At 74.8% G+C, this 4133-nt stretch carries 4 protein-coding genes; all 4 read left to right on the forward strand.

Going from position 1 to position 4133, the window contains the following annotated elements:
* The coding region (locus tag IBX62_10340) for a glycosyltransferase (GenBank protein MBE0477484.1) at positions 1-791 on the forward strand (791 nt) is incomplete at its 5' end.
* Positions 792-801: 10 nt separating this feature from the next.
* The gene (locus tag IBX62_10345) at positions 802-1950 is read left to right on the forward strand and encodes a glycosyltransferase family 4 protein (protein MBE0477485.1); all 1149 of its coding nucleotides are present in this window, start codon (positions 802-804) and stop codon (positions 1948-1950) included.
* Between the two features lie 162 nt (positions 1951-2112).
* Positions 2113-3519 carry a phosphoglucosamine mutase gene (locus IBX62_10350; protein ID MBE0477486.1) on the forward strand — a complete coding sequence of 469 codons (1407 nt, stop codon included), beginning with the start codon at positions 2113-2115 and terminating at the stop codon, positions 3517-3519.
* Positions 3519-4133 (forward strand): NTP transferase domain-containing protein (locus IBX62_10355; GenBank protein MBE0477487.1); only part of this gene is annotated, 615 nt, incomplete at its 3' end. The genes IBX62_10350 and IBX62_10355, both read left to right, overlap by 1 nt.

Below are 4133 nucleotides of genomic sequence, written 5' to 3' on the forward strand. Positions count from 1 at the left end.
GCAACCACTTCTTCGTGCCCCCGACGCCGCTGCATGCGGCCTGGCAGCGCCGCGCGGAGGCGCGGACCGCGAGCCGCGCCGCCGCCCTCGTCACCGTCTCGCCCGCGATCGCCGACGACCTCAGCCGCCGCTATCCCGGCACGCGCGTGGAGCTCATCCCGAATGGCTTCGACCCCGAGGACCTCCCCCGCGCCGTCGCGCCGCCGGCGGGGCGCTTCGTGCTCGTGCACGCCGGGACGTTCTCGGGTCCGCGCTCGCCGCGCGCCTTCCTCGAGGGCCTCGTGCTCGCCGAGCGGCGTGAGCCGGCACTCGCCGACGTGGCCGAGGTGCGCTTCGTCGGCGTCGGGGCAGTAGCCGAGCGCCTTGCGCGCCAAGCGGGCGTCCGCGCGGCGGTCGCGACGACGGGTTTCGTCCCGTACCCGCGCGCACTCGAGGAGGCGGCCTCCGCCAGCGTCAACGTCGCGATCCTCTCGCCCGGCGAGGAGAGCCGTCACTCCGTTCCCGGGAAGCTGGCCGAGTACGTCGGCCTCAGGCGCCCGATCCTCCTCCTGGCCGGGCAGGGCGCCGCCCGCGACGTGCTCGCCGGCGTCGCCGGCGTGCGCGCGGCGGCGCCCGACGACCCCTCCGACATCGCCTCGGCGGTCCTCGACCTGTACCATGCGTGGCGCGAGGGTGCGCTGCGGCGGCCGGCCGAGGAGGAGGCCGCGCGCTTCTCGCGGGTCGAGACCGCGCGGCGTTACGCGGAGTTGCTCGACGACGTCGCTGCGCGCGCCGGTGCCGAGGAGGCCTGACCGACCGCCGATGCGCTCCCTGAGAGACGCCACGATCGTCTTCGTCAACAACTTCCCCGGCCCCACCTACGGGGGCGGGGAGGTGCGCATGCTCGCGCTCGTGCGCGCCTGCTTGGAGGCGGGCATGCACGTGCACGTGATCTGCCTGCCCGACAGTGCGGTGGAGCGCGAGGCGCGCGAGCTGGGCGCGACGGTCAACCGCTACGCGCTGCACGCGCCCAACTTCCTGCGCACGCGCTCGCGCATCCGCAAGTACCTCAAGCGCTACGATGCCGCGATCGTGCAGGGTACCGGCTACCTCACCAACATCCTCGTGCGCCTCGCGGGCGCGCCGGTGCGCGCGCTCGTGCTCAACACCGGCTCGGTCGAACCCGACGCCCCCCGGCGCGCAGGAGCCTCGGCGCTCGCGCAGTTCGCGCGCGACGCCGTGGAGCGCCTCACGCGCGGACGCCTCGACGTGATGGTGACCGTCTCGGAGGCGGTCGCCGAGGAGTGGGCGGCCCGCGGGATGCCCCGCGAGAAGCTCGTCACGATCCCGAGCGCCATCGACGTCGCCGCCGTGCAGGCCGCCGCGAGGGCCGAAGTGGGGCTCCCCGCGCCGGTCTCAGGCGCGGAAGGCCCGCTCGTCGGCATGGTCGGGCGGCTGCAAGACGTCAAGGGAGGCGAGGTCTTCGTCCGCGCGGCGGCCCTCATCGCCGCCGAGGAGCCCGCCTCCCGCCTGCTGGTCGTCGGTGCCGGCCCGGAGCGCGACCGGCTCGAGCGGCTCGCGGCCGAGCTCATCCCGCCGGGGCGCCTCGCCTTCACCGGGGCGGTCTCTCCGGCCGCTCCCTACACCGCGCGCTTGGACGTGCTCGCGGTGCCGTCGCTCTCCGAGGGGCTCGGGCACTCGGCGATGGAGGGGATGGCGCTCGGCGTCCCGGTGGTGGCCAGCCGCGTCGGGGGCCTGCCCGAGGTGGTGGAGGACGGCGTCACCGGCCTGCTCGTTCCGCCTTCCGATCCGAACGCGCTCGCCGGCGCGATCCTGACGCTGCTGGCCGACCCCGAGCGCGCCCGCCGCATGGGCGAGGCCGGCCGAGTGCGCGCGGCGGAGCGGTCCTCCTCGGCGAGGCTCGTGAAGGCGCACCTCGACCTCTACCGGCGGCTGCTCGACCGCCGGTAGCGCCAGGCTCGCCGGCCGCCGGGCACCTCGGTTCGGGAATGAGAGAAGGAGACGGAGCCGCAGCGCCGCGCAGGCGCCGCTCTCCCCGCGCTATGTGCGAGAATGCGTACAGTCGCGCCGCGGGAGGGCGCCCGGCGCGGCCGACGACCCGAGGAGGGATCCATGGGTGCACCCGCTCCCATCAGGTTCGGAACCGACGGCTGGCGCGCCGTGATCGGCGACGACTTCACCTACGCCAACGTCCGGCGCCTCGCCGACGCGGCGGGCCGGGTCATCGCCGAGGACACCCCCGGCGGCGAGGTGCTCGTCGGCTACGACACCCGGTTCCAGGCGGCTGCGTTCGCGGCGTCGGCGGCCGGGGTGCTCGCTGCGCACGGACTGCGCGTCCGGCTCTCCACCTGCGCTCTGCCCACCCCGGCGCTGTCGTGGGCGACGGACAGGAGCGACGCCGTCGGCGCGATCATGCTCACCGCCAGCCACAACCCGGCACGCTGGCTGGGGCTGAAGGTCAAGACCGCCGACGGCGGCTCGGCGCCGCCGGCCGTCACCGGCAGGGTCGAGGCCGCCGTCCCCGACACGCCTCCGCCGCCCGAGCGTGACGGCACGTACACGGTGGACGACCTCACCACCGACTACCTTGGCGCCCTTCGCGCGCTCGTCGACGGCGAGGCGATCCGGTCGGCCGGCCTTCGCGTCGTGGTGGACCCGCTGTACGGCGCCGGGCAGGGGATGCTCGCGCAGGTGATGCGCGACCTGGGCGTGAGCGAGGTCCTCGAGCTCCACGGCGAGTACAACCCGTCCTTCGGCGGGCTGCACCCCGAGCCGATCCCGCCGCACGTCGACGAGGGTCGCCGGCTCGTGCGGGAAGGGGGCTTCGACGCGGCGTTCTTCACCGACGGCGACGCCGACCGCATCGGGGCCGCGGACCGCCACGGCGAGTTCGTGAACCCCCACCGCATCTTCGCGCTCGTGGTGCGTAACCTCGTCGAGGCCAAGGGGATGCGCGGGGCCGTCGTGAAGACGCTGTCGACCTCGGTGCTGCTCGACCGCGTCTGCCAGCGCCTCGACCTCGAGTGCGAGACCACCCCCATCGGGTTCAAGTACATCTACGAGAGGATGCTCGCGGGCGGCGTGATGATCGGCGGAGAGGAGTCGGGCGGCATCGGCATCCCCAGCCACGTGCCGGAGCGCGACGGGCTCGCGATGGCGCTCCTGCTGACCGAGATGATGGCCAAGCGCGGGCTGGGCCTCGCCGAGCTCGTCGAGGACCTCTTCGCGATGACCGGGCCGATGGAGTACCGGCGAGCCGACATCAGGATCGAGCCGGCGGAGCGCGACACGTTCGCCGCGCAGGTACCCTCGATCGAGCGCGAGGAGATCGCAGGGCTCGCGGTGCGCGGCCTCGACCGCCGCGACGGCGTGAAGTTCCTCCTGCCGGACGACGCGTGGCTGCTGTTGCGACCCTCGGGCACCGAGCCGCTCGTGCGGGTCTACGCCGAGGCGCCGAGCATGGGCGTCGTGGACGACCTGCTCGAGGCCGGCCGGGAGCTGGTGACCGGGGCGGCGTGATGACGGAAGCCGGAGCCCCCCCGAACCCCCCCGAAGCCGGGCCCGTCCCCCACCTGCACGCCGTGGTGCTCGCCGGCGGCAGCGGCACGCGATTCTGGCCGCTGTCCCGCGACCTCAACCCCAAGCAGATGCTGTCGATCTGGGGCGGCGAGTCGCTCATCGCCCAGACGGTCGAGCGCGCGCTGCCGCTCGTGGGCCCCGGCGCCGTGCACCTGCTGGCGGGAGAGCGCCTGCGCGACGAGCTTCGGGGCCACATCGGGACCCGTCCCGCCATGCGGGCGGCGGCGATCGAGTACCTGAGCGAGCCGATGGCGCGCAACACCGCTCCGGCGATCGCGCTGGCCGCGGCCTACCTCGAGCGCCTCGACCCCGACGCGGTGATGCTCGTGCTGCCTTCGGACCACATCATGGAGTCCGGGACCCGCTGGGAAGCCGTGGTCAGGTCCGCGGCGCGCGCGGCCGAGGAGGGCTGGCTCGTCACCGTCGGTCTGGTGCCGGGCGCGGCGGAGACGGGTTACGGCTACATCAAGACGGGAGGACCCCTGCCCGAGGCGGAGGGCGCGGGCGCGGAGGCCCCTCCGGCTGGATCGCCCGCGGCCGGCCCGCGGCCGCTG

The sequence above is a fragment of the Coriobacteriia bacterium genome, assembly GCA_014859305.1.
Taxonomy (GTDB): Bacteria; Actinomycetota; Coriobacteriia; order Anaerosomatales; family Kmv31; genus Kmv31.

Bases quoted from the DNA above. Each gene is read 5' to 3' on its own strand.
- IBX62_10345 (MBE0477485.1), top strand. From the start codon at position 802: ATGCGCTCCCTGAGAGACGCCACGATCGTCTTCGTCAACAACTTCCCC.
- IBX62_10350 (MBE0477486.1), top strand. From the start codon at position 2,113: ATGGGTGCACCCGCTCCCATCAGGTTCGGAACCGACGGCTGGCGCGCC.